The organism is Pantoea anthophila (genome assembly GCF_006494375.1).
GTDB lineage: Bacteria > Pseudomonadota > Gammaproteobacteria > Enterobacterales > Enterobacteriaceae > Pantoea > Pantoea anthophila.
The window spans coordinates 1-26,363 of sequence record NZ_VHIZ01000036.1; the positions used below are offsets into that span (position 1 = coordinate 1).

Consider the following 26,363-nt stretch of genomic DNA (forward strand, 5'->3'; position numbering starts at 1 on the left):
CAAAGCCAGCCAAAATAGTCAGAGTTAATAATGGTGCAGTTTTTGTCGAACATCTACCAATGACTACTGAAGGAAAACTAAACTGGTGGTTGAAAAATAAAGATTCACTTCAGAAAAAATATCATATTATCAGCACTCCCGATAATTACACAGTTATCGTCATGAATTTCGGCGGTTATGAACAATTACCAAAAGGAACCAGAGATGGTTCAATTGATGACTATACCTGCTTTGATGATAGTAATGGCGAGAATAAGAAATGTGTTTATAACAGCATAGCAATTATTGTTAGAGGAAGCCTTAATAGTAAAAGCTATATTAATATAGATGAGCATACATACACCTTAACGCCAGATGGCAAATTAAAAGCTGAAGAGAAATAATAAAGATAAAACAGGCATAATTTTCCTCTTTTTCAGCTTTTATCGTCACAGGATTAAACTTAGTTTTCATCAACCTTTTCATGCGTTGAAACAGACAGTTTCCCTGCACTCATTGAAAGAGCCAGATACAAGAACAGGCCGCAATGTCGGCAACAACTTTCCGGGAGACGGACCTGAATATATTGGCCGTAGGATGCTGCATCTTACGGGCAGAGAAAATTATGACCGCTACGGCAAAATTCTACATAAGGATTTGGTCAATCATCCAGATTCCGTTGCCGTTTATCCGGACATTGCAGTCAGAACAGCGTGCGAGTTCTGGGTCTCACGGTTCGTTAATCCACGTGCGGATAAAGACGATTTGAAAGCCGTTACACTGCTTGTTAATGGTGGCCTGAATGGCTTTACTCAAAGGCATCTGGCGTTGGATCGTATTAAAAAGGAAATGGGGATTGCTCAATGAAAAACATTAAAGCTGCTGTCATTCTATCGGGATAACGGTGACAGAATCTCTATTGATAAAAAAGTTACCCCGCTGGCAAAGATTAAGAATCCGCAAGGCGGCACCCGAAAATTAGACGCTCTTGAAATTTGGGGATATATCTATAAAGGTAAATACCGTATGCGCTTTATGTATTATTCGGACGTGGATTGTACGCTGATGGGTGAAGAAATACTGGAGTATGCGAACCTGTAAGATTCACATCACCCCAGAATATCGGTCTGAAAGCGGCAGGGATTGAAGACTTCCATTTGCATGACCTGAGGCACACCTGGGCGAACTGATTAATCCAGTCTGGCGTTCCGCTGTGAGCGCTGCAGGAAATGGGAGGCTGGGAAAGCATCGAAATGGTACAGCGATACGCTTACCTTGCACCTAACCACTTAACGGAGCATGCACAGCAAATTGATGCGATTTTTGGCAGTCGTGTCCCACATCTGTCCCATGTGGAAAATCAGGTAGTCGGAGGAAAAGGATAAGTCATTGAATTTATTTGGCACGCCCTACAGGATTCGAACCTGTGACCTACGGCTTAGAAGGCCGGTGCTCTATCCAGCTGAGCTAAGGGCGCATGGAGATGGCACGGATTATACGTCGGGAAGCGGGTACGTCAACGTTTTTGCCGCTTCCCGGCTGCGAAGTGCTGCTGTAATGACCAATTGGCGTCAGTGACGCTTGCGCCATTCGCTGAGCGACACGAGTTTACTGCTGCCGGTCAATTCTCCTTCCAGCTCAATCCCTTGTGATGTGAAATGCGCATTGTATTGCTCACGAAGTGTGTGCAGCTCCCGGCTATCTGGCTCCAGCTGTCGCAGAAAGCCCAGCGCGAGCAGCAGCTGCTGGCGGCTGATAAGCGGTGGAAAACCGGCATGCCTGAGAATCGCATGCCAGCGCTGGCTGTTCTCTTCGCTGCCGTCAACAATCAATACCTGCCAGATCAGCAGCACCGCTGCGCCATTATGCAGATGCGTTTCATTGTCGCTGCTGAGATAGTCGGTAAACTCTTTCGCCGCCTCTTTGCCCATCATAGCGATCATTGATTCCACCTGTACCGGAGGCAGACGCAGCCGTTTGCTGAGCCGCTGGGCAGCGTGGCGTGAGCCAGCGGTGAGCAGCTGAAATCCAGCGACAAATACCACCGCCAGCGTAGCAAGTATTATCCAAATCATGACTTCGTCCCCGGGTTGTCCTGCCGATATCATACGCATGCAGGCTGGCTCTCGTCGCGACGAAAAAGCCGGAAGGCGCATACACGGCTGAAACTGTGACTGACAGCAGCCCGCGCTTCTGACAAAATAGCCCCCTTCCCCGATTCAACACAACACAGTGGATTTCCTCTCTGATGGCAGCAAAAATTATTGACGGTAAAACGATTGCGCAGCAGGTGCGCGTTGAGGTTGCGGAAAAAGTGAAGCAGCGCCTGGCGGCCGGAAAACGCGCCCCGGGCCTGGCTGTCGTGCTGGTGGGTGAAAACCCAGCCTCACAAATCTATGTAGCCAGCAAACGCCGTGCCTGTGAAGAGGTCGGATTCCACTCGCGCTCTTACGATCTGCCCGCCACCACCCGCGAAGATGAGCTGCTGGCGCTGATCGATACGCTCAACCAGGATGACGACATTGATGGCATCCTGGTTCAGCTGCCGCTGCCAGCGGGCATCGATAACGTGAAGGTGCTGGAGCGCATCACCCCTGATAAAGATGTCGATGGATTCCACCCTTACAACGTGGGTCGCCTGTGTCAGCGCGCGCCCACGCTGCGTCCCTGCACGCCGCGCGGTATCATCACGCTGCTGGAGCGCTACAACATCGATACCTACGGCCTGAATGCCGTAGTGGTCGGCGCGTCCAACATCGTCGGTCGCCCGATGAGCATGGAACTGCTGCTGGCGGGTTGCACCACAACCGTCACCCACCGTTTTACTAAAGATCTGCGTCACCACATCGAACACGCCGATCTGCTGGTGGTCGCGGTGGGCAAACCCAACTTTATTCCGGGTGACTGGATTAAACCCGGCGCGATTGTCATCGACGTGGGGATCAACCGTCTTGAGAGCGGCAAAGTGGTGGGCGACGTTGATTTTGAGAGCGCATCAGCACGCGCCTCCTACATCACGCCAGTGCCGGGCGGTGTGGGACCGATGACCGTCGCAACACTGATTCAAAACACGCTGCAGGCGTGTGAAGAGTTTCACGATAAAGAGGTAGATTAAATGGCAACGTTTTCACTGGGAAAATTCCCGCATGTCGATCTGTGTGACCTGCTGAAGCTGGAAGGCTGGGTTCAGAGCGGCGCACAGGCGAAAGTCGTGATTGCCGACGGTGAAGTCAGGGTCGATGGGGCGGTGGAAACCCGTAAGCGCTGCAAAATCGTGGCCGGTCAGACCGTTGAATTCGCGGGTTACCGCATTACTGTGGTCGCGTAACCTTCAGGCGTCCCTGCGGGGACGCTGTTACCGCATCGTCTCTCCCCTTCCCGCTGTTCCCATGCAATATGATTCACTGCCGTATGCGGCGCAATCAGCCTCAGGTTACGGACTGAACGGAAGCCGCGGATCTCTATCTGCTCAATCGTCATAATAAAAAAGGGCGATTGCTCGCCCTCTCCGGTTTATTTTCGACGCCAGCTGGAGCCCTGAGGCCCATCCTCGACAATCACGCCCAGCGCGTTCAGTTTGTCGCGGGCGATATCCGCTTCCGCCCAGGCTTTAGCCGCGCGCGCATCGGCTCGGGCTTTCACCCAATGCTCAATCTCGGCAACCTCTTCATCATTCACCTGCGCGCCGCTCTGCAGGAACAGCTCCGGATCCTGCTGCAGAATGCCCAGCACTTTGGCCAGCTCACGCAGCTTCGACGCCAGCCCATGCGCTGAGGCGCCCTCTTCGCTTTTCAGGCGGTTCACCTCACGCGCCATATCAAACAGCACCGAGTAGGCTTCCGGGGTATTGAAGTCATCATCCATTGCGCTGCGGAACCGCGCTTCAAACGCTTCACCGCCGCTGGCTGGCACGCTGCTGTCGGTGTGGCGCAGCGCCGTATAGAGACGCTCCAGCGCCGCACGCGCCTGATTGAGGTTATCTTCGCCGTAGTTGAGCTGGCTGCGATAGTGACCGGACATCAGGAAGTAACGCACCGTCTCCGCGTCATAGTGCTGCAGCACATCACGTACGGTGAAGAAGTTGCCGAGTGACTTAGACATCTTCTCACGGTCAACCATCACCATGCCGGAGTGCATCCAGTAGTTAACGTACGGACCGTCATGGGCACAGCCCGACTGGGCAATTTCATTTTCATGGTGCGGGAACATCAAATCGGAGCCGCCGCCGTGAATATCGAAATGGCTGCCCAGCTGTTTGCAGTTCATGGCCGAGCACTCGATGTGCCAGCCAGGACGACCGTTGCCCCACGGTGATGACCAGGCCGGTTCATCCGCTTTAGACATCTTCCACAGCACGAAATCCATCGGGTTACGCTTCACGTCAGCGACTTCAACCCGTGCGCCTGCCTGCAGCTGTTCCAGATCCTGGCGCGACAGTGCGCCGTAGTCAGGATCGCTCAGCACATCAAACATCACGTCGCCGTTATCTGCCACATAGGCGTGACCACGGGCGATCAGCGTCTCCACCAGCGCAATGATTTCCGGGATGTGGCGGGTCGCACGCGGCTCATGATCCGGCGGCAGAATCCCCAGCGCGGCGAAGTCATTGTGCATCTCGCCAATCATGCGGTTGGTCAGGGTTTCGATGCTCTCGCCGTTTTCATTGGCGCGTTTGATGATTTTGTCATCAATATCCGTAATGTTGCGCACATAATTAAGCTGGTAACCCAGATAGCGCAGATAACGCGCCACCACGTCAAACGCCACGAACGTCCGCCCATGACCAATGTGACAGAGGTCATACACCGTGATGCCGCAAACATACATGCCGATTTTCCCGGCATGAATGGGTTTGAATTCCTCTTTCTGTCGACTCAGGGTGTTATAAATCTTAAGCATTGAACGGTTCCGTTTTCGCGTGTGGTTGACACTTTTAAGTATCCAGACATTGTGCCGTATTTTTATCGCTCGCGCGACGCAAAGCAAGCCAACTGCGCCGTGCTGCTGACGCGTCATTGGAAATTATGATATAAGAACGGTCGACAAAAAGGGGGACGCCATCCGACAGAGCGACCCCGGCTACTGATCACAACCTTTACAGGACGACAAAAATGGTAACTTTCCAGACGAACCATGGCGATATCGTAATCAAAACCTTCGATGATAAAGCGCCAGCAACCGTACAGAACTTCCTGGATTACTGCCGTGAAGGTTTTTACGACAACACCATTTTTCACCGCGTAATCAACGGCTTTATGATTCAGGGCGGCGGCTTTGAGCCGGGCATGAAACAGAAAGCGACCAAAGACGAAATCAAAAACGAAGCGAACAACGGCCTGAAAAACACCAAAGGTACGCTGGCTATGGCTCGCACCTCTGCGCCGCACTCCGCGACTGCACAGTTTTTCATCAACGTGGCTGACAACGACTTCCTGAACTTCCGTGACGAAAGCGTTCAGGGCTGGGGCTACTGCGTATTCGCTGAAGTGGTTGAAGGCATGGATGTGGTCGAGAAGATCAAAGCGGTCTCTACCGGTCGCAGCGGCATGCATCAGGATGTACCGAAAGATGACGTCGTTATCCAGAAAGTGACCGTCAGCGAGTAATGTCGCGCACGCTGTTTATCGCAGATCTCCATCTGTGTCAGGAAGAACCGGCGATTACCGCCGGTTTTCTGCATTTTTTACAGCGCGAAGCGCCCCACTGCGACGCGCTCTATATTCTCGGCGATCTGTTTGAGGCCTGGATTGGCGACGACGATCCCAATCCTCTGCATCAGCAGGTGGCCGGCGCCCTGCGCGCCCTGCCAGTTCCGGTTTACTTTATTCACGGCAATCGCGACTTCCTGGTGGGCCGACGCTTCGCGCGCGCCAGCGGGATGACGCTGCTGCCCGAAGAACAGGTGCTGACGCTGTATGGCCATCGCCTGCTGATCATGCACGGCGATACGCTCTGTACCGATGACGCCGGTTATCTGCGCTTTCGCGCCAAAGTGCACAATCCGTGGATTCAGCGGCTGTTTCTGGCCCTGCCGTTGTGGGTCCGCAAACGCATTGCTGCCCGGATGCGCGCCGACAGTAAACAGGCTAATCAGCACAAATCACAGAGCATCATGGATGTGAATCAGGATGCGGTGGTGGCGACGATGCAGCGCCATCAGGTGCCGCTGCTGATCCACGGGCACACCCATCGTCCGGCGATTCATACGCTGACCCTGCAGGGCGAGACGGCGCAACGCGCGGTACTCGGCGCCTGGCACAGCCGCGGCTCCATGATCCAGCTTGAGGCTGCTGGCATTGAGCTTATCGATTTCGACTTTTAACCAGCGGGTAAATCCCCGACATCAGCCCGACGCAACCGTTTTCCTTGCGCCCTTCTCATGCTATTCTCTGTGCCCTTCAAAACCTGTCCGCCCGGCCAGGTCTGTTTGTTCATTCACAGGAGTTGACCGCATGTCATCCAACGCCCCGGCCCGCATCGCCATTGTCATGGGTTCCAGAAGTGACTGGGCCACCATGCAGTTCGCCGCTGAGATCCTTACCAGCCTGGACGTCCCATTTCATGTCGAAGTGGTCTCTGCGCACCGCACCCCGGATAAACTGTTCAGCTTCGCCGAAACGGCAGCCGATAACGGTTTTCAGGTGATCATTGCCGGCGCAGGTGGCGCGGCACATCTGCCGGGTATGCTGGCGGCCAAAACCCTGGTGCCGGTACTGGGTGTACCGGTGCAGAGCGCGGCACTGAGCGGCGTGGATAGCCTCTACTCGATTGTTCAAATGCCGCGCGGTATTCCGGTCGGTACGCTGGCAATTGGCAAAGCGGGCGCAGCCAATGCCGCCCTGCTGGCGGCGCAGATTCTGGCCCTGCATGACGGCGCGCTGGCGTCACGTCTCGATCACTGGCGGCAGAGCCAGACCGATGAGGTGCTGAACCATCCCGATCCGCGGGTGGATGCATGAAGCCGGTCTGCGTTCTGGGCAACGGCCAGTTAGGCCGTATGCTGCGTCAGGCCGGTGAACCGCTGGGCATTGCGGTCTATCCGGTGGGTCTGGACGCCGATCCTGCCGCGCTTCCTATCGCCGACAGCGTGATCACCGCCGAAATAGAGCGCTGGCCGGAAACGGCGCTGACGCGGGAACTGGCCCGTCATCCGGCCTTTGTGAATCGCGATATTTTTCCACGTCTGGCCGACCGCCTGACGCAGAAACAGCTGCTGGATGAGCTGGGGCTCGCCACCGCGCCGTGGCAGTTGCTGGCGGATAAAAGCGAATGGCCGGCAGTGTTTAACTCGCTGGGCGAACTGGCCATTGTAAAACGCCGCACCGGGGGTTACGACGGGCGCGGTCAGTGGCGCCTGCGCGCCGGTGAGACGCACACCCTGCCGGAGGAGTGCTACGGTGATTGCATCGTTGAGCAGGGCATTAACTTTTCCGGTGAAGTCTCCCTGGTAGGCGCACGCGGCCACGATGGCAACGTTGTGTTCTATCCGCTGACGCATAACCTGCATCAGGACGGCATTCTGCGCACCAGCGTGGCGCTGCCGCAGGCAGATCAGGCGCAGCAACAGCAGGCAGAGACGATGCTGAGTGCGATCATGCAGGCGCTGAATTACGTGGGCGTGATGGCGATGGAGTGTTTTGTTACGCCTGCCGGACTGCTGATCAACGAGCTGGCTCCGCGTGTGCACAACAGCGGCCACTGGACGCAGAACGGCGCGTCAGTCAGCCAGTTTGAGCTGCATCTGCGTGCCATTCTGGGTCTGCCCCTGCCCCAGCCGGTGGTGTTTGCCCCGTCGGTGATGGTCAATCTGATCGGCACTGCGGTGAACCTCAGCTGGCTGCAGCAGCCGCTGGTGCATCTGCACTGGTATGACAAAGAGGTACGTCCGGGCCGTAAAGTGGGTCATCTCAATCTGACCGACAGCGATGCAGAACGGCTTAAGGCCGCGCTGGATGCGCTGGTACCGCAGTTACCGGAAGAGTATGCCAGCGGCATCGCCTGGGCCGTTGAAAAACTGTAGTTCCCCGTTACCCGCTCGCGGGTGCGGTCCGGATGAAGCTTAAAGGCGGCCTGGTGCCGCCTTTAAGCCATTATCCCTTACGCCGCATCAAACTTCCTGAACAGCGCCTTTCCTTTCAGTAACCGGATGCCCAGCCAGCCGCCGCACAGCGATAACAGCAGGGCACCGCACAACGGCAACGCCAGCCACAGTGTCCAGTCCGGCTGCCAGGGGAAGTCGAAAATCTTACGCTGCAATCCCCACAGCGCCACCTCCGCGCCTATGGCCGCCGCCACACCTGAAACTACCCCCAGCAGTGCAAACTCACACCACAGCGTGGTGCGCAGCAGTCGCCTGCCGGCACCCAGCGTGCGATAGACCACCAGCTCCTGACGCCGCTGGCGCATGCCGACCTGAATCTGCGCCAGCAACAGCAGGATGCCGCAGGCGGTAACCAGCACCACCATAATCTCCAGCGCCTGACTGACCTGCGTCAGCACCTGACCGACCTGCCGCATAATGGTGCCAATATCCAGCAGGCTTAGCGTCGGAAAGGCCCGGTTAAGCGCGGCCAGCAGGGCGGGATCGGACGCCATGCGGAAGCTGGTGAGCCAGGTCTGAGGCTGGCTGTCGAGCGCCCCAGGTGGAAAGATAAAGAAGAAGTTTGGCTTCAGGCTCTCCCAGTCCACTTTGCGCAGACTGCTGATGCGGGCGCTGAAGGTCTGCGTATCGCCTTCAAATGTCAGGGTATCACCCAGCTTCAGGCCCAGCCTGTCCGCCAATTCCACTTCCATCGATACTTCACCCGCGCCAGGCGGCCAGCTGCCGGACACCAGCGGATTGTGATCCGGGCGCTCCGCCAGGGCCGTCAGGTTAAGTTCACGGTTGAGAGCGTTATCCCGTTCGGGGTCGGCAGGTTTGCCATTGAGTCCGGTGAGCCGCACCCGTGCAATCGGATAAAAGGTTTCGGGCCTGATCTGGTGCGACTGCAGGAAATCGCGCACCTGCGGCACCTGATCGGCCGTCATATTCAGCAGGAAGAAGTTCGGGCTGTCCGCCGGTAGCTGCTGCTGCCAGCGATCCAGCAGATCGCCGCGCATCACCAGCAGCAGCGCCAGCAGCATAAACGAGAACGAAAAAGCCGCGAGCTGGCTCAGCGTCATGCCGGGCTGGCGCAACAACCGGTTGATAGCCAGCCGTAACGCCAGATTGCGCACCACCAGCCGGCGCAGCAGCAGCAGGGTTCCCCAGCCGAGCAGGGCCAGCAGTGCCGCCAGCACCACCACGCCTGCCAGCAGCGCCCAGAGCATTTTACTGCCGCCGACCAGCAGAGCGAGCAGCGCAACGACCACGCCGCCCATCAGCGGAATATAGATTTTCAGCGGCCAGAGGCTGGCGACCGCATCACGCCGCAGAACGCGGAGTGGCTGCGTCGCCAGCAGCAGCCGGTAGGGGCGCAGGCCGACCAGCAGCGAAATCACAAACAGCGATCCCACAGCCCAGAGCCACGGCCAGAGGCTGGCGGCGGGTAAGCTGGCGGGCAGGACCGGTTTCAGCATCGCCATCAGCATCGCTTCCACGCCCTGCCCCACCAGGCCACCGGCTATCGCTGCCAGCAGCAGCACTGCCAGCCACTGACCGATAATCAGGCGCTGCAATGCGCCCTGCGTAGCGCCCAGGGTTTTCAGCACCGCCACCAGATCGTAGCGGCTGCGACAGTAGTGACTCATGGCGACCGCCACGGCGGCTATCGCCAGCATCAGCGTCAGCAGCGCCGAGAGCAGCAGAAACTGCTGCGCCCGCTGCATGGATCGCCCCAGCGCATCTTCGGAATTGTCGACACTGATCCAGCGCTGGTCCGTTTTCAGCTGCGGTTCAATCCAGCGATCATAGCGGGCCAGCGCTTCAGGATTACCCAAAAACTTATAGCGCCAGGTCAGGCGACTGCCGGGCTGAATTGCACCGGTTTTTGCAGCATCCGTCAGGTTAATCAGCAGACGCGGCGCCATTTCAAAGGGGTTGAAGCCACCATCCGGCTCCTGGATAAGCTCCCCGGTTATCCGCAGCCGGGTGTCCCCCACGTCCAGCATATCGCCCACTTTCAGATTCAGCAGCGCCATCAGGCGCGGCGCGGCCAGGGCGGTGCCCGCCTGCGGTTTCAGCCCCGAAGGGGCTGTCTGCAGCGTGCCAGCCATCGGATAGCGATCGTCCACCGCTTTCACGGCGGCGAGCTGGGGCGACTCACCGGCAAAGGTCATGGTCATAAAGGTCAGCTGACGGCTGACCGTCAGACCGCTCTGCTGCGCTTTCTCCAGCCAGGCTTCCGGCGCCGCATCTGTGCTGCGCAGCGTGCGGTCACCCGCCATAAAATCACGGCTCTGCTGATTCAGCCCCTTTTCCATCCGATCGCTGATCGATCCCAGTGCCAGCACGCAGGCCACCGCCAGCGTCAGAGCCAGCCAGACAATCAGCAGCGAGGGCGACCGCCACTCGCGCCAGAACCAGCGCCAGATCATTGCTCCTCCCACAATTTACCGTCACGCAGCCGGAGACGACGGTCGCAGCGCGCCGCCAGTTGCTCATCATGTGTCACCAGAATCAGGGTGGTGGCAAAGTCACGGTTAAGGGAAAAGAGCAGATCGGCGATGCGATCGCCGGTTTTGCGGTCGAGATTGCCGGTCGGCTCATCGGCAAACAGCAGGCCCGGCCGCCCACTGAAGGCGCGTGCCAGCGCGACCCGCTGCTGTTCGCCGCCGGAAAGCTGAGCCGGCAGATGATGCAGACGTTCTCCCAGCCCCAGCAGCGTCAGAAGTTCACGCGCCTGTTCACGGCTCTGACGGTCACTGTCGCCACCCAGCAGCGAGGGCAGCTGCACGTTCTCCAGCGCGTTGAGGGTTGGCACCAGCATAAAAGACTGAAAAACAAAGCCGACCTGCCGGGCGCGCAGGGCCGCTCGCTGCTCTTCGTTCATGCGGTGCAGCGGCTGCCCCAGCAGATGGACTTCGCCGCTGCTGCCATCATCCAGCCCGGCCAGAATGCCCAGCAGCGTTGACTTACCGGAACCTGACTCGCCTATCAGCGCAATGGTCTCGGCTGGTTTGACAACCAGCTCAACTCCGGTAAGGATGGTTAACTGATGCTCTCCCTGACCGACGGACTTAGTAAGATGATGAACTTCAACAATGTTTTCCGCTGGCATTATCCCTTCCTGTTATTGGTTCTTCTGCTGGTGTCGCGGTTTGCGGCTGCCGATACCCTGATGGTGCTGGGCGACAGCCTGAGTGCGGGCTATCGCATGTCCGCCACGGCCGCCTGGCCCAGCCTGCTTAACAAGCAGTGGCAGCAGCAGCCTGAAGTCATCAACGCCAGTATCAGCGGTGATACCTCCGCTCAGGGGCTGGCGCGTCTGCCCGCGCTATTAAAACAGCATCAGCCGCAATGGGTGTTAATCGAATTGGGCGGTAACGATGGCCTGCGTGGTTTCCCGCCCGCGACCATTACGCAGACGCTGAGTAAGGTGATCGAAGATGTCAAAGCCGCCAATGCGAAACCGCTGCTGATGCAGATTCGCCTGCCGGCCAACTATGGTCGCCGCTACACCGAGGCGTTCAGCGGCATCTACCCGGGATTAGCGCAGCAACACAATATTCCGCTGGTGCCCTTCTTCATGGAGCAGGTCTATCTGAAACCTGAATGGATGCAGCAGGACGGCATCCACCCCAATCCCGATGCCCAGCCTTTTATCGCCCGGTTCATGGCGAAAGAGCTGGCCCCTTTAGTTAAGCAGCCGTAGCGCGACCGGATAGGCGAAAAGGGTAAAGAAATGCAAAAAATGCCTGATAACTAATAATATTTAAAAATTCTATCGGTTCAGTTAACAATCGCGACAGTGTGTGGATCGATCCTGGCTGAACCTGACTTATTCCCGATTGCGCTGGTTCAAGCCAACATGAGCAAAGTAATATATTTAAGCCACTCAAAAGAGTGGCTTTTTTCAACCAGGGGTCAGAGATGACACCAGGCTTAAACGTCTGCGTTTAACCTGCTGCCTGCAGGCAGCAATCAAGTCCGATCAGTATGCCTTAGATTTTAAAAACAGGCTTTAACGGCTTTCTATTTTGTATTGCCTGCCATTGGGAAAAAGAACGATTCAGATTCAGGTCTGCCTGATTTTCGCCGCTCCATATGAAATCACATAGCCTGCTATCAGTGCCCCAATACAGCCGACGATTTTCATCCATGTGTTTTCAAACCAGTAAAAAGAACCCATTGCAAAAATCACGGCTAAAAAAGTAATGGTTCCTTCAATTGCGTGAGAAATTAATGATTTTACAAATTTCATTCTGTATTCCTTTGCAATTGATTGGATGTCCCTCAATGAATACAAGGTAAGGCTCTAATTGTCGTTCAACAAGAAAATAAACCATATCCAGATTATCTTTTGATACCTTACCGTACGTAACGGGATACCGGGTTCTCATCCTTTCTGATGCCCTTGCTGACTCTTCAATTATTCCCTGGAGCATGACTACGTTTAAGGAGACTGAAGCACTGAATCGGACGAAATGCCTGTACGCCTCGTCAATAGCCAATCTACGCAACATTATACTTGCCGTTGTCTGAGCCAGTGTAATCTGCCCGGCTGTTCTTCCTGCGACACTTCCGGCGCCGTAACCCAGTTTATTGTTAACAGCCTCTTTGCCTTCATCATTAAGCTTCTGATAAAACGCGGTGAAAACAAGCGTAATCAGTCTGCGCAAAGGTGACTCAGCATTACCCAGGCTTTTGAGCATACGGAAAAAACGCTCCGTCTCAGCCTGATTTCGTTGTCGGATGCTTTCCCCCGCGAGTCCGCTCCCCTCCCAACTTCTGACCAGCCCCATGTAAGCCGTATGAGGTATAGAGGAGAGCCCATCGACAATACCTGCTGCAGCCTGCTTAATGTCCATATTCCATCCCTGCCGCTCTGAAACTGGATAAAGAATAATCAAAACTCACAAGTGCTTTCAAACGGATTTATCAAAGGGCCTGCATTTCTTCCTGCACCGCACCAGCGCTATCATTTCGCCAGATGATGCTAACAGGAACAATAACTTCACCATGACACTGCTCTTATGCCCGCTCTGGGTCTGAACATCATGAAGATGCTATTGTAGAAACACATTTTTATGGCGGAATCCTGGTATACCAGGGGGGAGACGTGAAATGCTGACTCTTTACAATCAGGTATATATGCAAAAGAAATAACAGCTTAATTCAGAAGAAACATAAAACCCGAAGGAGTATGCATTTGTGCAAAAAACCATCCTGATTACAGGTTGTTCCAGTGGCATCGGCCTGGTCGCCGCACAGGATCTGCTGGCGCGCGGCTATCGGGTGATCGCCGCCTGTCGCAAAGCAGATGATGTCGCGCGCATGAGTTCGCTGGGCTTTACCGGACTTCAGCTGGATCTTGACGATCCGCAGAGCGTGGATCAGGCCGCAGACACGGTCATTGCACTCTGCGACAACCGTCTGTACGCGCTGTTTAACAACGCCGGCTTTGGCCTCTATGGCCCGCTTCGGACGCTGACCCGCCAGCAGCTGGAACAGCAGTTTTCCAGCAACTTTTTCGGTGTCCATCAGCTGACGCTGCGGCTGTTACCCGCGCTGCAGGCCAGCGGCGACGGACGCATTGTTAACACCAGTTCGGTGCTGGGACTGATCTCGACCCCCGGCCGCGGGGCGTATGCCGCCAGTAAATATGCACTGGAAGCCTGGAGCGATGCGCTGCGGCTGGAAGTACGCAGCAGCGGCATCCGGGTCAGCCTGATTGAGCCCGGCCCGATCCAGACCCGCTTTACCGACAACGTGACGCAGGGCGAACAGCACAATCCGGTGCGCAATCCCGGCATCGCGGCCCGTTTTACCCTGCCACCGGAAGCCATTCTGCCGAAACTTCGTCACGCACTCGAGAGTCAGCATCCCCGTTTACGTTATCCGGTGACCCTGGTCGCACACGTGATGAGCCTGCTGAAACGGTTGCTGCCTGGCTGGATGCTGGATCGCATTTTGCGCAGCCATTAATCAGCCGCAGGCATTAGCGCTTGAAGCCGGGCCCGTTGGCCCCATATTCTTAGAACACTTTTTGCAAAGAGACTTCTCCATGTCACCACATGCTTCGATCATCGACATCAACGAATCTAACCTGCAGCAGACCCTTGAGCAGTCGATGCAGCTGCCGGTGCTGTTCTACTTCTGGTCTGAGCGCAGCCAGCACTGCCTGGAACTGACGCCGCTGCTGGAGCGGCTGGCGCAGGAGTATGCGGGTCAGTTTATTCTCGCCCGACTGGATTGCGACAGAGAGCAGCGCGTGGCGGCGCAGTTTGGTCTGCGCTCTATCCCGACCGTCTACCTGTTCCAGGATGGTCAGCCGGTCGACGGCTTCCAGGGCCCGCAGCCGGAAGAGGCGATCCGCGCCCTGCTGGAAAAAGTCCTGCCGCGCGAAGAAGAGCTGAAAGCCCAGCAGGCGATGGCGCTGATGCAGGAAGGGAAACCGCTGGAAGCGCTGCCGCTGCTGAAAGAGGCGTGGCAGTTAAGCAAACAGTCCAGCGAAATCGGCTTCCTGCTGGCGGACGTACTGATTACGCTGAACCGCAGCGATGAAGCGGAAGCGGTGCTGAAAGTGGTGCCGTTGCAGGATCAGGATACCCGTTATCAGAGCCTGATGGCGCAGATCGATCTGCTGAAACAGGCGGCGGACACGCCGGAGATCCAGCAGCTGCAATCCCAGCTGGAAGCGGAGCCGGCTAACGCCGGGCTGGCTGCTAAACTTGCGTTACAGCTGCATCAGGTGGGCCGGAATGAAGAGGCGCTGGAACTGCTTTTCAGCTTCCTGAAATCCGATCTGAATGCAGCGGATGGCCAGGCGCGTAAAATGCTGCAGGAGATTCTGGCTGCGCTGGGCACCGGCGATGCACTTGCCGCGCGCTACCGTCGTCAGCTCTACTCCCTGCTTTACTGACCGGCAGACCCCGGGCCGAAGCGACTCGGCCCGTTATTCTGACAATGCGGAGGTTGTATGATTACAGTAATTCCTGCCCTGATTGTGCTGGCACTGGTGGCTGTCTGGGCGACAGTCAAGGTCGTGCCACAAGGTTTTCAATGGACGGTTGAACGTTTTGGCCGTTATACCCGCACCCTGCAACCCGGACTGAGCCTGGTGGTGCCGTTCATGGATCGTGTCGGTCGCAGGATCAACATGATGGAACAGGTGCTGGATATCCCCTCCCAGGAGATCATCTCCAAAGACAATGCTAACGTCACCATCGATGCGGTCTGCTTTATTCAGGTCGTTGACCCGGCGCGCGCCGCCTATGAGGTCAGCAATCTTGAGCAGGCGATTCTGAATCTCACCATGACTAACATGCGCACCGTGCTGGGCAGCATGGAGCTGGATGAAATGCTCTCTCAGCGCGACAGCATTAACACCCGCCTGCTGCACATTGTGGATGAAGCGACCAATCCGTGGGGCGTCAAGATTACCCGTATAGAGATCCGCGATGTCCGTCCACCGCAGGAGCTGGTTGGCGCGATGAATGCGCAGATGAAAGCGGAGCGCACCAAACGCGCTGATATTCTGACCGCTGAAGGGGTGCGTCAGGCGGCCATCCTGCGGGCTGAAGGGGATAAGCAGTCGCAAATCCTCAAAGCCGAAGGGGAACGGACCTCGGCTTTCCTGCAGGCTGAAGCGCGTGAACGTCAGGCAGAAGCGGAAGCCAACGCCACGAAAATGGTCTCTGAAGCGATCGCCGCGGGCGACATTCAGGCGATCAACTATTTCGTCGCGCAGAAGTATACCGATGCACTGCAGAAAATCGGCGAAGGCAATAACAGCAAAGTGGTGATGATGCCGCTGGATGCCAGCAGCCTGCTCGGTTCGATTGCGGGCATCGGCGAACTGCTGAAGGAAACCCGCACTGAGTCGAAACGCTGATGCTGGTCGATATCATTGCGCACCCGCACTGGTTCTGGCTGACGCTGGGAGGGTTGCTGCTGGCGGCGGAGATGCTGGGCACCAGCGGTTATCTGCTCTGGATCGGGCTGGCGGCGGTGCTGGTCGGTGTCTTTGAATGGTTTGTTCCGCTCAGCTGGACGGCACAGGGGGCAACGTTTGCTGTGCTGACGCTGGTCTGCGTCTTCTTATGGTATCGCTGGATGCGTCACCGCGAAGCGCATCAGGCTCCGAATGCGCTGAATCAGCGGGGGCGTCAGATGATCGGGTCGACGCTGACGCTGGATACTGCCTTGCAGAATCGTACCGGACACGTGCGCATCGGAGACAGCAGCTGGCGGGTGGAGGCCGATCGGGATCTGCCGGCGGGCACCCCGGTGATCGTAGTCGGCATTGAAGGCATTACGCTGCGTGTTCAGCCACGCTGAGCGCAGCACCCGGCCAGATTGTTGATAATCGGGCATTCGGCGCTCTCATCGCCCGGACAGGCGTCTGCCAGTGCCAGCAGACGAGCCCGCATCGCGTGCAGCTCTTCAATGTGCGCGGCTATTTCTTCGGCTTTCTGCAGGGTTCGGGCTTTAACATCGGCACTGTGGCGTGAGGGATTGTTAAACAGCGCCACCAGCTCACGGCACTCATCCAGCGTAAAGCCCACCTGCCGCGCCTGACGTAACAGGTTCAGCTCATCAAGATGGTGTCCGCTGTAGCTGCGGTAACCATTTTCACTGCGCACTGGCGGCGTGACCACCCCCTTCTCTTCGTAAAAACGGATCGCCTTGCTGGTCAGCCCGGTCTTTTTCGCCACATCGCTGATGTTCATTTTCGTCCCCTTGACCTTCCCCTTGATGGAAGGTTTATGCTTAAGCATGAATCGAAACTGGCTTAACGGTCAAATATGTTCACCTGAGGAGCTGATTATGTCACATACCCTTTCCCTGGCCCTGGACGGCTTGTCCTGTGGACACTGCGTCAAACGCGTGAAAGAGGCACTGGAACAGCGTGACGACGTCGACCACGCAGAGGTCACGCTGCAGGAAGCCCAGGTTTCCGGTCATGCGGAGGCCGCTGCGCTGATCGCCACCGTGGAGCAGGCAGGCTATCACGCGACGCTGAAACCGGCGGACACCTTCCCAAAGTCTGAACCGTTGACAGCATCGGAGCCGCCGCCGGAGGCGCTGACAACGGATAATGCCTCGCATCCGGCAGAAAAAACCGCTCCCACTCATGTGCTGCTGATCGACGGGATGAGCTGCGCCAGCTGTGTCAGCCGGGTAGAAAAAGCACTGCAGCAGGTTGCCGGCGTCACTCAGGCGCGGGTTAATCTCGGTGAACGCAGCGCGCTGGTACTGGGTGATGCTGATCCGCAGTCGCTGGTGGCCGCTGTCGATGCCGCAGGCTATGGCGCGCAGGTGGTTGATGATGAACAGGAGCGGCGCGAAAAGCAGCAGCAGAGCGCCCGCAGCGCGATGCGCCGCTTTAGCTGGCAGGCGGCTGTCGCGCTGGCCTTTGGCGTGCCCCTGATGATCTGGGGCATGGTGGGCGACAACATGATGCTCACCGACAGCAACCACCGCCTCTGGCTGACGCTGGGCTGCCTGACCCTGCTGATCATGGTGCTTACCGGCAGCCATTTTTACCGCAGTGCCTGGCGCAGTCTGTGCAACGGCAGTGCCACCATGGATACGCTGGTGGCACTCGGCACCAGTGCGGCCTGGATCTACTCTTTCAGTGTGGTGCTCTGGCCGGGCTTCTTCCCGCCGCAGGCCCGCCATCTCTATTTTGAAGCCAGCGTCATGATTCTGGGCCTGATCAATCTGGGCCATGCCCTGGAGCAGCGCGCACGTCAGCGATCGTCAGAAGCGCTGGAACGCCTGCTCGATCTGACCCCGGCTCAGGCGCGCCAGGTCGGCGAACAGGGTGACCAGCTGATACCGGTCAGCGCGGTGCAGCCCGGCATGCGGCTGCGTCTGGTCACGGGCGACCGGGTGCCGGTCGATGGCGATATCGCCAGCGGTGAAGGCTGGTTTGATGAGGCGATGCTGACCGGCGAAGCGGTGCCACAAAGTAAAAGCCCGGGTGCGGCGATTTTTGCCGGTACCCTGGTGCAGGATGGATCGGTGGAGTTCATCGCGAAAGCCACCGGCGAGCAGACGACCCTGTCGCGCATTATCCGGCTGGTGCGGCAGGCACAGAGCAGCAAACCCGACGTGGGCCGGCTGGCCGATCGCATCTCTGCCATCTTTGTGCCGGTGGTGGTGGTGATTGCGCTTCTCAGCGCTGCCGTGTGGTATCTGTTCGGGCCACAGCCGCAGATTGCCTACACGCTGGTGATTGCGACGACGGTGCTGATCATCGCCTGCCCCTGCGCACTGGGACTGGCGACGCCGATGTCGATCATTGCCGGTGTGGGTCGCGCCGCCGAGCTGGGCGTGCTGGTTCGTGACGCCGATGCGCTGCAACGCGCCAGCCAGATCGACACCCTGGTATTTGATAAAACCGGCACCCTGACCGCGGGTACGCCGCAGGTCAGCGATGTTCAGGCCTGGGGCACAGCCAGCCGGGAATCGGTGATCGCAGCGGCCGCCGCGCTGGAGTTCACCTCCGGGCATCCGCTGGCCAAAGCGATTGTGGCTGAAGCGAAACTGACACAGCCTCCTGCCGTTGCGCAATTTCGTACAATACGCGGCAAAGGTGTCAGAGGCATACTGGATGGCAGAACGCTGCTGCTGGGTAATGCGGCACTGATGCAGGAGAACGGCGTCGATTGCCGGATAGCGGAAGCAGAGATTGTGCGCCTGACGCAGCAGGGCGCCACCCCTGTGTTGCTGGCTGAACAGGGTGAGCTGGTCGGATTAATCGCGCTGCGCGACAGGCTGCGACCGGAAAGCCGGGCCGCCCTCCAGCGACTGCATCAGCAGGGTTATCGTCTGATGATGCTGACCGGGGACCACGAGACGACCGCGCGCGCCATTGCTGCCGAAGCGGGCATTGACGAGGTCATTGCAGGCGTTCTGCCGGAAGGCAAAGCGGCAGCGATTACCCAGTTACAGCAGCAGGGGCATCGCGTGGCGATGGTCGGAGACGGTATCAATGACGCGCCCGCGCTGGCGCAGGCCGACGTGGGTATTGCCATGGGCGGCGGCAGTGATGTGGCTGTCGAAACCGCAGGGATTACCCTGATGCGCGCTGACCTTAACAGCGTGGCGGATGCGCTAGCCCTCTCATCGGCGACACTGCGCAATATCCGGCAGAACCTCTTCGGAGCCTTTGTTTATAACAGCATTGGTATTCCGGTGGCGGCAGGCGTGCTCTATCCGCTGACCGGCACGCTGCTCAGTCCGATTGTGGCCGGTGCGGCGATGGCGCTCTCCTCGATTACGGTGGTCAGCAACGCCAATCGCCTGCTGCGTTACCGGCCACCGCGCCCGTGATCGTTGTTCCGGCGCTGTTTTTCCCTCGCTGAAGTCGCTAGCATGGGGTTTTACATCGCAAAGGACCGGGAATGACAGGCAACCTCTGGCGCTCACTGCGCGGCTTTATCGGCCAGCTTTTCCCCGCCAGTTACCGCTGGCCGGCAATGGATGTCCGGCTTGGCGACCGTCAGCTGCATCTGGTTGGCAGCATCCACATGGGGACCCGCGACATGCAGCCGCTGCCCGCCCGCCTGTTGCGTCAGCTGCAGCAGGCTGATGCGCTGATTGTGGAAGCGGATATTACCCAGGGCGGCTCACCCTTTGATCACGCTGGCGATCGCCCTGCCCTCGCCTCCCGGCTCGATGACCAGGCGATGCAGAGGCTCAGCGCACTCTGTCAGGAGATGAGCCTGACACTGAGCCAGTTTGATCATCTGCCTGCGTGGCAGGTGGCGCTGATGTTACAGGCACAGCAGGCGCAGAGGCTGGGATTACGGCCAGATTACGGCATTGATTATCAGCTGTTGCAGGCCGCGAAAGGTCTGAACAAACCGGTAATTGAGCTGGAGGGCGCCGATGCGCAGATTGCCCTGCTGACCGCACTGCCCGATGACGGTATGGCCCTGTTACAGGATACGCTGCTGCACTGGCACACCAATGCCCGGCTGCTGCAGATGATGGTGAGCTGGTGGCTCGATACGCCACCCCGTCAGCCAGATATTACCCTGCCCTCCACGTTCAGCCAGACGCTGAACGATACCCTGATCGGTCAGCGTAATGCGCAGTGGTGTAAAAGCCTGCAGAGTCTGGCGGCGGGCAACTATGTGGTGGCGGTGGGGGCGCTGCACCTCTATGGCGAAGATAACCTGCCTGAGATGCTGAAGAGGCCCTGAAAAAAAAGAGAGCCGATAAGATTATCGGCTCGTCAAAGAGGAATTTGTTTATGATTTTGGTTATCGCTCAGCAACCGAATTGCTGGCGCGCGGCCAATTTTCACTCAAAGAACAAAATTCCGCCACCTTTTTCCATCATTAAGCGTAATAAGATTTTTCTGAGTAAGGAACCCGTATGACGCCCGCCGTAAAATTGCTGGAAAAACAGAAGGTCAGTTTTACCCTGCATCCCTATGAGCATGACAGTAACGAAACCCATTTTGGAGACGAAGCGGTGCGCAAGCTCAATCTGGATGCCCGCCAGGTCTATAAAACGCTGCTGGTCGCCCTTAACGGCGAGGCGAAGCAGCTGGCGGTGGCGATTACGCCGGTTTCGACGCAGCTGGATCTGAAGAAGGTGGCAAAGGCGCTGGGCGCAAAAAAAGCGGATATGGCCGACCCGCAGCTGGCACAGCGGGTCACCGGCTATCTGGTGGGGGGGATCAGCCCGCTGGGACAGAAAAAGCGGCTGCCTACCGTCATCGATCACTCCGCCAGCGCGTTCAGCGCCATGTTTATCTCCGGCGGCAAACGGGGGCTGGATATCGAACTGGCACCCGCCGATCTTTCACGACTGCTGGATGCGCCGTTTGCAGATATTGCCCGCCACGATTAAACCCGTGGCTGAGCGCAGAGCTGATCGATCATCCAGCGCCCCGCCGGACCGGGTGGCGTGCGGCGTGACCAGACCACCTCAACAGCGATATGCTGCGGCCAGCCTGGCAGCGACAGCTCTTTCAACACGCCATGCCCGAATTGTTTCACCAGCCAGCGCGGCAGAATCGTCCAGCCAAATCCCTGTTCCGCCATCTCCAGCAGTAACAGATAGGTGGGCGCAGACCAGATACGCCCCATCGGTTTTGGCTGGTGCGCTTCAACCCAGGTGTTAAGCCGCAGATGCCGGACCGGCTCCAGCTGGCTTTCGCTGAGGATCTCCGCCTGTGCCAGCGGGTGATCGCGATGTAAAAAGATGGCCATCTGTGCTTCAACCTGCAGTCGCGCCACCGCGATATCCACTGGCAGATTGGGTTGCGCCCGCACGACGCCCAGGTGGACCCGCCCGGCCTGCAGCAGGTCCAGCACATCCTCATCTTCCGCAATCATGCACTCCAGTTCCAGCTCCGGGTAGCGGGCATCAAGCTGTTTCAGCAGCTGTTCATGATGATCGGTTTGCCAGAAATCGGACATGGCAAAACTGAGCCGGGGCTCAACCCCCTGCGACAGGCGTATCGCCAGCGCATCCAGCCGTTCACTGGCGGCCAGAATCTGCTGAACCTGAGGCAGCACGCGGTGCCCCTGTTCCGTCAGGATAGGCTGACGACCGGCACGGTCAAACAGCGCAAAACCGAGATCGTCTTCTAAACTGGCCACCGCTGCACTGATGGTGGACTGGCTTTTGCCCAGCGCGCGCGCAGCCGCAGAAAAGGAGCCGCTCGCCACCGTCTGCATAAAAGCCTCAAGGGATTCCGGGGAGTATCGCATTCGTTCCATCGCTTTTTCCGATAGGTGTTCATTTTATCTTAGCATTCTGCGATGGGAAAATGCGCCGCATGATTGAAGGAGAAAACACAATGCGTACCCGCTCACTTAAAGAACGTATTCTTCATGCCGTCTGTTTTGAGACGCTGGCGATTCTGACCGTTTCGCCGCTGGCGGCCTGGGTGATGAATAAACCGCTGTTTCAGATGGGATCGCTGGCGATTATGCTTTCAACCGCGGCGATGCTGTGGAACATGATCTACAACGCCGGGTTTGATCGGATCTATGCGCCGGGCGAGAAACGCGGGCCTGTCGTGCGTGCCGTTCATGCGCTGGGATTTGAAGGTGGCTTTATCCTGATCGGTCTGCCGATTGCCGCCCTGATGCTGGATATTACCCTGTGGCAGGCATTTCTGGTGGAAGTGGTTTTTTTCCTCTTCTTCCTGCCGTTTACCCTCGCTTATAACTGGGGCTGGGACCAGCTGCGCGCCCGCTGGATCAGGCGTCGCCACTGCCGGGCATGAGAAAATCGGGAGGCGCAGACGCCTCCCGGTGCGTTCAATGCGTGCGGGCTGTTTCGTTCCCCCACGGCCAGATCCACGCCAGAATCATTTTCGGGTAGTTACGCTTACGCGCTTTTTCGGCCGCCTCATCCCGCGCCCGGATCTGCTCATCGGTCAGATGTACGATCTGGCCTTTGGGCTGATAGTCACTGGCTTTAAGCGGCGAATGGGCGTGAATCCATTCACGCAGTACCTGCGCATCCACCGCTCCGCTATTGCGATAGCCCGCGTGGTTGTCCAGGCGCGGATAACCGTCGCCGCCTGCCGCATTAAAGCTGTTGGTTGCCATACGATAGTGCTGCGTCTCCTGCAGCGGCTTACCGTTGATCATGACGTCGCTGACCTGCTTTCCATCCGCAGTGAGGCTGATCCCGGCAAACTGGGCGTAGCCCCCCGTGTCCGGCTGAATATTGGCAACCACATCCAGATATTTTTTGATCTCCGCGCCGGTCAGGCTGACAGAGACCACCTGATTGCCAAACGGCTGAACCTGCAGCAGATCCCGCCAGCTGAGCTTGCCCGATTTCAGCGAGGTGCGAATGCCACCGCCGCTCATCACGGCAAAATCCGCCTGCGTGTGCGCCATCTGGGCGCGCAGAATCAGCTGGCCGAGGTTGGTCTGCTCAAAGCGGACCTGCTCTTTTTCACCGCTGAAGTCGCCGTCGGCGTTGCCGACATTGACGGTTAACTTCGCCTCCGCCCGCTTCTGGAACGGCATCAGCAGTTTCATCATCGCGCTGTTTTTAGGGATCTCCTCCTGCCAGGTGAGCCAGGTTTCGCTGCCATCGGCATTTTTCACCCGGTGTTTAAGATTCACCGGCACCAGCTGATACGCCTCCAGCGTCACCTGACCGTTGCGGAAGGTAAAATCGCCGCGTCCGACATATCTGCCCCACTTGTCGGCCTGCATAATCCAGATGCCATTTTGCTTATCAGGCTGGCATGGCTGGCCAGGCTGATAATTTTTCACGCTGACATTCTCTTTTTCCATACAGACGGCGTCATGCGAATGCCCGCCGACAATCAGATTGATTGTCCCGGCGGGCAGGCTGCGCGCCAGGGTGACATCGTCAATGCCGTTGCTGCCATGGTTGCCATCGTCATAGTGACCAAGATGGGTCAGCGCGATAATCACATCCGGCTTCTCTGTGGCGCGCAGTTCGGCCACCGCCTTCACGGCTTCAGCAATCGGATCGCGGAAGTCGGTATCTTTCAGTCCTTCAGGGTTAGCCAGCTTCGCCGTGTCAGGCGTGATCAGCCCGACAACCGCGATTTTCAGTCCGAGACGGTTAAAGACCGCCCAGGGTTTAAACATCCGCTGACCGGTGCTTTTCTGATAGACGTTGGCAGCCAGCAGCGGGAAGCGCGCCCACTTCTCCTGCTTGCGCAGCACCGCAATCGGCTTATCAAACTCATGATTGCCCAGCGCCATGGCGTCATAACCAATCAGATTCATCGCCCGAAAATCAGGTTCTGCATCCAGCTCGTCAGACTCCGGCACCCCGGTGTTCACATCCCCGGCGGAGAGGATCAGTGCGCCGCCGCCTCTGGCCTGCACGTCATAGCGCATCGTGTCCATCAGCGTTTTCTGTGCCGCCAGACCATATTCGCCCTGGTCATTGAACCAGAAATGGCCATGCTCATCGTTTGTGTGCAGCACGCTGAAGCGATAGCTGCGGTCGGCCTGGGCGGCCTGTGAAAACAGCGGAAACAGCGCCACCAGCAGCGCGACGCCCGCCCCTGTCCATTTTGAAAACACCACTGACATTCTCCTTAATTTCCCCCTGGCCCGAATTCCCGGCCGCATTGCCCCACTGTGTCGCACATTCTCCCGACGAACTCAAGGCCAATGCGCATCACGCCAGCTGCACCGGTCCGCGCAATGCCGCCAGCAGAACCGGGGGCGGGCACCGTATCGCAGGCTCCCTGTCTGCCAGCGTCACCTCAACCGGCCGTTCGCTCTATTGTTAACTGATTGTTTACTCCTGCAAAAAGAGGGGCTGGCGGGCTTTAGCCGCTCTGAGAGGCCATTTACCGGCTATTTGCGTCAGACTGCCGGCATTTACTCATGATAATTTTTATTTATCCTGCTCTGGCTGAACCGCAAATTCAGCCAGTATTGCTGATAATGAGCAGAAATGGCCTTCCGATTGTGTAATTGGCTTTTTTTCCGGTTTTTTTACGCTATTCCCGCAAATTGCTCAGCGGAAGGTGTGATTTTACATTAAACTCGTTTGTTACAAGCGGATACATTTGCATACAAGGAGACAGGCATGCATCACACCACCCCGTTGATCACTACCATTGTCGGAGCGCTGGTTCTGGCATTTCTCCTTGGGATGCTGGCGAATCGCCTGCGTATCTCCCCGCTGGTCGGTTACCTGATGGCCGGCGTGCTGGCCGGCCCCTTTACCCCCGGTTTCGTTGCCGATACCAACCTGGCCCCTGAACTGGCTGAACTCGGCGTTATCCTGCTGATGTTCGGTGTCGGCCTGCACTTCTCAATGAAAGATCTCATGTCGGTAAAGTCGATCGCCATTCCCGGTGCCATCGCGCAGATCGCCGTCGCGACCTTACTGGGAATGGGATTGTCCTGGACGCTGGGCTGGTCATGGATGACCGGCCTGGTCTTTGGCCTCTGCCTCTCTACCGCCAGTACCGTGGTGTTGCTGCGCGCGTTAGAGGAGCGACAGCTGATCGATAGCCAGCGCGGGCAGATTGCGATTGGCTGGCTGATTGTTGAAGATCTGGTAATGGTGCTGACGCTGGTGCTGCTGCCTGCGATTGCCGGCATGATGGAACAGGGCAACGCCAGCGCCGGCCTGCTGGCCTGGGATCTGCTGTGGACCATCGGCAAAGTGGCGGCCTTTATGGTGCTGATGATGGTCGTGGGACGCCGGGCTGTGCCCTGGATCCTCGCCCGCAGTGCGGCGACCGGTTCACGTGAACTCTTTACCCTGGCCGTGTTAGCCCTGGCGCTGGGTATCGCGTTTGGCGCGGTTGAATTTTTCGATGTCTCGTTTGCGCTGGGTGCGTTCTTCGCCGGTATGGTGCTCAACGAGTCCGAACTGAGCCACCGCGCGGCACGCGATACCCTGCCGCTGCGCGATGCCTTTGCGGTGCTGTTCTTCGTCTCGGTGGGGATGCTGTTTGACCCTTCCATTCTGGTAACGCAGCCGCTGGCCGTGCTGGGTGCGCTGGTGATTATTGTGGTCGGCAAGTCAGTCGCCGCCTGGCTGCTGGTGTCACTGCTCGGCCATTCGCGTCGCACGGCGCTGACCATTTCGGTCAGTCTGGCGCAGATCGGTGAGTTCGCCTTTATCCTGGCGGGTCTGGGTATCTCACTCGGCCTGCTCAGCGATGAGGGGCGCAACCTGGTGCTGGCCGCCGCTATTCTGTCGATTATGCTCAACCCGATTCTGTTTACCCTGCTGGAGCGTTTTCTGGCGAAAACCGAAACCATGGAAGAGCAGACGCTGGAAGAGGCCATCGAAGAAGAGAAGCAGATTCCGGTCGATTTCTGCAATCACGCGGTGATTGTTGGTTATGGCCGGGTGGGCAGCCTGATTGGTCAGAAGCTGCTGGAGGCGAATGTGCCACTGGTGGTGGTTGAAAACTCCCGTCCGCGGGTCGAAGCGCTGCGCGAGCAGGGTATCAAAGCGGTGCTGGGCAACGCGGCCCGCGCTGAAACCATGGAACTGGCACGACTGGACTGCGCCCGCTGGCTATTACTCACTATCCCGAATGGCTATGAGGCGGGTGAAGTGGTCACCGCCGCGCGTGAAAAACACCAGAACATTGAGATTATTGCCCGCGCCCACTACGACGATGAAGTGGAATACATCATGGAACGCGGGGCATCCCGCGTCGTGATGGGTGAGCGTGAGATCGCCAGCAGCATGCTGCAGATCCTGCAGGATGAGATGACGCAGGGCGAGGATTTACAGCCCTGTGATGTAGTACGCTGATTGCTGTTCAGAAAGGCCCTGCTGTTCAGAAGGGCCT

General features: G+C 57.7%; 27 protein-coding genes, 1 tRNA gene and 1 pseudogene. 19 read left to right on the forward strand and 10 right to left on the reverse strand.

All coding sequences use genetic code 11. The annotated features are described in order from the left end of the window. From FJW00_RS06105 to FJW00_RS06115, 3 genes and pseudogenes are all read left to right on the forward strand, one after another. The coding region (locus tag FJW00_RS06105; RefSeq protein WP_140923285.1) for a DUF943 family protein at nt 1-383 on the forward strand (383 nt) is incomplete at its 5' end. Between the two features lie 85 nt (nt 384-468). Beyond that, nucleotides 469-846 carry a glycoside hydrolase family 19 protein gene (locus tag FJW00_RS06110; protein ID WP_230200809.1) on the forward strand — a complete coding sequence of 126 codons (378 nt, stop codon included), beginning with the start codon at nt 469-471 and terminating at the stop codon, nt 844-846. A 254-nt stretch (nt 847-1,100) separates the two neighbouring features. Then, nucleotides 1,101-1,364, forward strand: a pseudogene (locus tag FJW00_RS06115) (tyrosine-type recombinase/integrase); the annotation flags it as partial. Nucleotides 1,365-1,379: 15 nt separating this feature from the next. Here the strand turns inward: FJW00_RS06115 and FJW00_RS06120 are convergent. Both FJW00_RS06120 and FJW00_RS06125 read right to left on the reverse strand, forming a co-directional pair. After that, nucleotides 1,380-1,456, reverse strand: a tRNA-Arg gene (locus tag FJW00_RS06120). A gap of 94 nt (nt 1,457-1,550) precedes the next feature. Beyond that, nucleotides 1,551-2,054, reverse strand: a complete 504-nt coding sequence (locus FJW00_RS06125; RefSeq protein WP_140923286.1) for a DUF1198 family protein — start codon at nt 2,052-2,054, stop codon at nt 1,551-1,553. 173 nt (nt 2,055-2,227) lie between these two features. Between FJW00_RS06125 and folD the strand changes: the two genes are divergently transcribed. Continuing rightward, complete coding sequence (gene folD / locus FJW00_RS06130) at nt 2,228-3,094, forward strand: bifunctional methylenetetrahydrofolate dehydrogenase/methenyltetrahydrofolate cyclohydrolase FolD (RefSeq protein ID WP_009091578.1); 867 nt, start codon at nt 2,228-2,230, stop codon at nt 3,092-3,094. After that, nucleotides 3,095-3,307: a ribosome-associated protein YbcJ gene (gene ybcJ, locus FJW00_RS06135; RefSeq protein WP_046101383.1), complete on the forward strand. Its 213-nt coding sequence runs from the start codon at nt 3,095-3,097 to the stop codon at nt 3,305-3,307. It begins immediately after the preceding gene. Nucleotides 3,308-3,492: 185 nt separating this feature from the next. Here the strand turns inward: ybcJ and cysS are convergent, their stop codons facing one another. Continuing rightward, complete coding sequence (gene cysS, locus FJW00_RS06140) at nt 3,493-4,878, reverse strand: cysteine--tRNA ligase (RefSeq protein WP_140923287.1); 1,386 nt, start codon at nt 4,876-4,878, stop codon at nt 3,493-3,495. Nucleotides 4,879-5,090: 212 nt separating this feature from the next. On the opposite strand from cysS, the gene ppiB reads away from it, so the two are divergent. The 4 genes from ppiB (at nt 5,091) to purK (ending at nt 7,999) form a co-directional block, all read left to right on the forward strand. Continuing rightward, nucleotides 5,091-5,585 (forward strand): peptidylprolyl isomerase B, encoded by a 495-nt coding sequence (gene ppiB, locus FJW00_RS06145; protein WP_009091583.1) that lies wholly within the window; start codon nt 5,091-5,093, stop codon nt 5,583-5,585. Further along, nucleotides 5,585-6,301: a UDP-2,3-diacylglucosamine diphosphatase gene (gene lpxH / locus FJW00_RS06150; RefSeq protein WP_140923288.1), complete on the forward strand. Its 717-nt coding sequence runs from the start codon at nt 5,585-5,587 to the stop codon at nt 6,299-6,301. The genes ppiB and lpxH overlap by 1 nt, the downstream gene beginning before the upstream one ends. 130 nt (nt 6,302-6,431) lie before the next feature. Further along, the gene (gene purE / locus FJW00_RS06155; protein WP_140923289.1) at nt 6,432-6,938 is read left to right on the forward strand and encodes a 5-(carboxyamino)imidazole ribonucleotide mutase; all 507 of its coding nucleotides are present in this window, start codon (nt 6,432-6,434) and stop codon (nt 6,936-6,938) included. Further along, entirely contained in the window at nt 6,935-7,999 is a 1,065-nt protein-coding gene (gene purK / locus FJW00_RS06160) for a 5-(carboxyamino)imidazole ribonucleotide synthase (RefSeq protein WP_140923290.1), read from the forward strand. The genes purE and purK overlap by 4 nt, the downstream gene beginning before the upstream one ends. A gap of 77 nt (nt 8,000-8,076) precedes the next feature. On the opposite strand, the gene ybbP is transcribed toward purK, so the two are convergent. Then, complete coding sequence (gene ybbP / locus FJW00_RS06165) at nt 8,077-10,494, reverse strand: putative ABC transporter permease subunit YbbP (protein ID WP_140923291.1); 2,418 nt, start codon at nt 10,492-10,494, stop codon at nt 8,077-8,079. Next, entirely contained in the window at nt 10,491-11,177 is a 687-nt protein-coding gene (gene ybbA / locus FJW00_RS06170) for a putative ABC transporter ATP-binding protein YbbA (RefSeq protein ID WP_140923292.1), read from the reverse strand. Before ybbA ends, ybbP begins: the two co-directional genes overlap by 4 nt. On the opposite strand from ybbA, the gene tesA reads away from it, so the two are divergent. Further along, nucleotides 11,145-11,771: a multifunctional acyl-CoA thioesterase I/protease I/lysophospholipase L1 gene (tesA, locus tag FJW00_RS06175; protein ID WP_140028190.1), complete on the forward strand. Its 627-nt coding sequence runs from the start codon at nt 11,145-11,147 to the stop codon at nt 11,769-11,771. The genes ybbA and tesA overlap by 33 nt on opposite strands. 363 nt (nt 11,772-12,134) lie before the next feature. Here tesA and FJW00_RS06180 read toward each other — a convergent pair whose 3' ends face one another. Together FJW00_RS06180 and FJW00_RS06185 are read right to left on the reverse strand one after the other, a co-directional pair. Further along, the gene (locus FJW00_RS06180) at nt 12,135-12,320 is read right to left on the reverse strand and encodes a hypothetical protein (protein WP_140923293.1); all 186 of its coding nucleotides are present in this window, start codon (nt 12,318-12,320) and stop codon (nt 12,135-12,137) included. Beyond that, a complete protein-coding gene (locus tag FJW00_RS06185) occupies nt 12,283-12,927 on the reverse strand; it encodes an Ssp6 family T6SS pore-forming effector (protein WP_140923294.1) in 645 nt (214 codons plus the stop codon). Before FJW00_RS06185 ends, FJW00_RS06180 begins: the two co-directional genes overlap by 38 nt. Before the next feature lie 343 nt (nt 12,928-13,270). Between FJW00_RS06185 and FJW00_RS06190 the strand changes: the two genes are divergently transcribed. The 4 genes from FJW00_RS06190 (at nt 13,271) to FJW00_RS06205 (ending at nt 16,399) form a co-directional block, all read left to right on the forward strand. Continuing rightward, on the forward strand, nt 13,271-14,044 hold the full coding sequence (locus FJW00_RS06190; protein ID WP_046101375.1) for an SDR family oxidoreductase: 774 nt from the start codon (nt 13,271-13,273) through the stop codon (nt 14,042-14,044). Nucleotides 14,045-14,123: 79 nt separating this feature from the next. After that, nucleotides 14,124-14,981: a co-chaperone YbbN gene (locus FJW00_RS06195; protein WP_058956350.1), complete on the forward strand. Its 858-nt coding sequence runs from the start codon at nt 14,124-14,126 to the stop codon at nt 14,979-14,981. A 57-nt stretch (nt 14,982-15,038) separates the two neighbouring features. Next, complete coding sequence (locus tag FJW00_RS06200) at nt 15,039-15,953, forward strand: SPFH domain-containing protein (RefSeq protein WP_009091604.1); 915 nt, start codon at nt 15,039-15,041, stop codon at nt 15,951-15,953. Next, nucleotides 15,953-16,399, forward strand: coding sequence for an NfeD family protein (locus FJW00_RS06205; RefSeq protein ID WP_140923295.1), 447 nt, complete (start codon nt 15,953-15,955; stop codon nt 16,397-16,399). The genes FJW00_RS06200 and FJW00_RS06205 overlap by 1 nt, the downstream gene beginning before the upstream one ends. On the opposite strand, the gene cueR is transcribed toward FJW00_RS06205, so the two are convergent. Next, the gene (gene cueR / locus FJW00_RS06210) at nt 16,387-16,791 is read right to left on the reverse strand and encodes a Cu(I)-responsive transcriptional regulator (protein ID WP_009091609.1); all 405 of its coding nucleotides are present in this window, start codon (nt 16,789-16,791) and stop codon (nt 16,387-16,389) included. The genes FJW00_RS06205 and cueR overlap by 13 nt on opposite strands. Nucleotides 16,792-16,888: 97 nt before the next feature. On the opposite strand from cueR, the gene copA reads away from it, so the two are divergent. The 3 genes from copA to ybaK all read left to right on the forward strand — a co-directional run bounded on the left by copA (nt 16,889) and on the right by ybaK (nt 20,932). Then, nucleotides 16,889-19,402, forward strand: coding sequence for a copper-exporting P-type ATPase CopA (gene copA / locus FJW00_RS06215; RefSeq protein WP_140923296.1), 2,514 nt, complete (start codon nt 16,889-16,891; stop codon nt 19,400-19,402). Nucleotides 19,403-19,473: 71 nt separating this feature from the next. Then, nucleotides 19,474-20,277 (forward strand): TraB/GumN family protein, encoded by an 804-nt coding sequence (locus tag FJW00_RS06220; protein WP_009091613.1) that lies wholly within the window; start codon nt 19,474-19,476, stop codon nt 20,275-20,277. Nucleotides 20,278-20,452: 175 nt separating this feature from the next. Next, nucleotides 20,453-20,932 carry a Cys-tRNA(Pro)/Cys-tRNA(Cys) deacylase YbaK gene (gene ybaK / locus FJW00_RS06225; protein ID WP_140923297.1) on the forward strand — a complete coding sequence of 160 codons (480 nt, stop codon included), beginning with the start codon at nt 20,453-20,455 and terminating at the stop codon, nt 20,930-20,932. Here ybaK and FJW00_RS06230 read toward each other — a convergent pair. After that, nucleotides 20,929-21,798 carry a LysR family transcriptional regulator gene (locus FJW00_RS06230; RefSeq protein ID WP_009091617.1) on the reverse strand — a complete coding sequence of 290 codons (870 nt, stop codon included), beginning with the start codon at nt 21,796-21,798 and terminating at the stop codon, nt 20,929-20,931. The genes ybaK and FJW00_RS06230 overlap by 4 nt on opposite strands. 89 nt (nt 21,799-21,887) lie before the next feature. Between FJW00_RS06230 and FJW00_RS06235 the strand changes: the two genes are divergently transcribed. Beyond that, nucleotides 21,888-22,319 carry a multidrug/biocide efflux PACE transporter gene (locus FJW00_RS06235; RefSeq protein ID WP_140923298.1) on the forward strand — a complete coding sequence of 144 codons (432 nt, stop codon included), beginning with the start codon at nt 21,888-21,890 and terminating at the stop codon, nt 22,317-22,319. 34 nt (nt 22,320-22,353) lie between these two features. Here FJW00_RS06235 and ushA read toward each other — a convergent pair whose 3' ends face one another. Further along, nucleotides 22,354-24,126 carry a bifunctional UDP-sugar hydrolase/5'-nucleotidase UshA gene (gene ushA / locus FJW00_RS06240; RefSeq protein ID WP_140923299.1) on the reverse strand — a complete coding sequence of 591 codons (1,773 nt, stop codon included), beginning with the start codon at nt 24,124-24,126 and terminating at the stop codon, nt 22,354-22,356. 505 nt (nt 24,127-24,631) lie between these two features. Between ushA and ybaL the strand changes: the two genes are divergently transcribed. Next, nucleotides 24,632-26,326, forward strand: a complete 1,695-nt coding sequence (gene ybaL, locus FJW00_RS06245; RefSeq protein ID WP_009091623.1) for a YbaL family putative K(+) efflux transporter — start codon at nt 24,632-24,634, stop codon at nt 26,324-26,326. Nucleotides 26,327-26,363: the final 37 nt, after the last annotated feature.

Excerpts from the sequence above, each read along its gene's own strand:
- ushA (WP_140923299.1), bottom strand. The coding sequence starts at position 24,126 with ATGTCAGTGGTGTTTTCAAAATGGACAGGGGCGGGCGTCGCGCTGCTG.
- ppiB (WP_009091583.1), top strand. The coding sequence starts at position 5,091 with ATGGTAACTTTCCAGACGAACCATGGCGATATCGTAATCAAAACCTTC.
- FJW00_RS06205 (WP_140923295.1), top strand. The coding sequence starts at position 15,953 with ATGCTGGTCGATATCATTGCGCACCCGCACTGGTTCTGGCTGACGCTG.
- cueR (WP_009091609.1), bottom strand. The coding sequence starts at position 16,791 with ATGAACATCAGCGATGTGGCGAAAAAGACCGGGCTGACCAGCAAGGCG.
- ybaK (WP_140923297.1), top strand. The coding sequence starts at position 20,453 with ATGACGCCCGCCGTAAAATTGCTGGAAAAACAGAAGGTCAGTTTTACC.
- lpxH (WP_140923288.1), top strand. The coding sequence starts at position 5,585 with ATGTCGCGCACGCTGTTTATCGCAGATCTCCATCTGTGTCAGGAAGAA.
- FJW00_RS06235 (WP_140923298.1), top strand. The coding sequence starts at position 21,888 with ATGCGTACCCGCTCACTTAAAGAACGTATTCTTCATGCCGTCTGTTTT.
- FJW00_RS06230 (WP_009091617.1), bottom strand. The coding sequence starts at position 21,798 with ATGCGATACTCCCCGGAATCCCTTGAGGCTTTTATGCAGACGGTGGCG.
- folD (WP_009091578.1), top strand. The coding sequence starts at position 2,228 with ATGGCAGCAAAAATTATTGACGGTAAAACGATTGCGCAGCAGGTGCGC.
- ybbP (WP_140923291.1), bottom strand. The coding sequence starts at position 10,494 with ATGATCTGGCGCTGGTTCTGGCGCGAGTGGCGGTCGCCCTCGCTGCTG.
- FJW00_RS06200 (WP_009091604.1), top strand. The coding sequence starts at position 15,039 with ATGATTACAGTAATTCCTGCCCTGATTGTGCTGGCACTGGTGGCTGTC.
- copA (WP_140923296.1), top strand. The coding sequence starts at position 16,889 with ATGTCACATACCCTTTCCCTGGCCCTGGACGGCTTGTCCTGTGGACAC.
- ybaL (WP_009091623.1), top strand. The coding sequence starts at position 24,632 with ATGCATCACACCACCCCGTTGATCACTACCATTGTCGGAGCGCTGGTT.
- cysS (WP_140923287.1), bottom strand. The coding sequence starts at position 4,878 with ATGCTTAAGATTTATAACACCCTGAGTCGACAGAAAGAGGAATTCAAA.
- FJW00_RS06185 (WP_140923294.1), bottom strand. The coding sequence starts at position 12,927 with ATGGACATTAAGCAGGCTGCAGCAGGTATTGTCGATGGGCTCTCCTCT.
- ybbA (WP_140923292.1), bottom strand. The coding sequence starts at position 11,177 with ATGCCAGCGGAAAACATTGTTGAAGTTCATCATCTTACTAAGTCCGTC.
- FJW00_RS06195 (WP_058956350.1), top strand. The coding sequence starts at position 14,124 with ATGTCACCACATGCTTCGATCATCGACATCAACGAATCTAACCTGCAG.
- ybcJ (WP_046101383.1), top strand. The coding sequence starts at position 3,095 with ATGGCAACGTTTTCACTGGGAAAATTCCCGCATGTCGATCTGTGTGAC.
- tesA (WP_140028190.1), top strand. The coding sequence starts at position 11,145 with ATGATGAACTTCAACAATGTTTTCCGCTGGCATTATCCCTTCCTGTTA.
- purK (WP_140923290.1), top strand. The coding sequence starts at position 6,935 with ATGAAGCCGGTCTGCGTTCTGGGCAACGGCCAGTTAGGCCGTATGCTG.
- FJW00_RS06180 (WP_140923293.1), bottom strand. The coding sequence starts at position 12,320 with ATGAAATTTGTAAAATCATTAATTTCTCACGCAATTGAAGGAACCATT.
- FJW00_RS06125 (WP_140923286.1), bottom strand. The coding sequence starts at position 2,054 with ATGATTTGGATAATACTTGCTACGCTGGCGGTGGTATTTGTCGCTGGA.
- purE (WP_140923289.1), top strand. The coding sequence starts at position 6,432 with ATGTCATCCAACGCCCCGGCCCGCATCGCCATTGTCATGGGTTCCAGA.
- FJW00_RS06220 (WP_009091613.1), top strand. The coding sequence starts at position 19,474 with ATGACAGGCAACCTCTGGCGCTCACTGCGCGGCTTTATCGGCCAGCTT.